General features: G+C 69.3%; 1 protein-coding gene. It reads left to right on the top strand.

The window, feature by feature from the left end; genetic code table 11:
• Positions 1–81 precede the first annotated feature (81 nt).
• Positions 82–322: SDR family NAD(P)-dependent oxidoreductase (locus tag ACGF5C_RS35315; protein ID WP_393308836.1), on the top strand; the 241-nt coding region annotated here is incomplete at its 3' end.

Genomic DNA, 322 nt, shown 5'->3' with positions numbered 1-322 from the left:
CCTGCACTACGACGCCAGCTCCGAACGCGAACTGCACCGCACCACGATCGCGGGAGCCGAACCGTGGGCGTGAGAACAGCGGTGGTCACCGGGGGCGGGTCCGGCATCGGGCTGGCCGTGGCGAATCGGTTGCGCGCCGACGGCTTTCGCGTGGCCACTCTCGACATCAAACCCGGCGAGTCCGAATTCGACCACACCGCCGATGTCACCGACCGCGCCCAGATCGACGCCGCGCTCACCGCGATCCGGGAACAACTGGGCCCGGTGACGGTGCTGGTGAACTCCGCCGGCGCCGAAGGCTACCGCCGCTTCGCCAACTTGA

The sequence above is a fragment of the Micromonospora sp. NPDC047620 genome, from assembly GCF_043205005.1.
Lineage (GTDB): Bacteria > Actinomycetota > Actinomycetes > Mycobacteriales > Micromonosporaceae > Micromonospora.
This window is presented reverse-complemented; position numbering and strand designations above follow the sequence as displayed.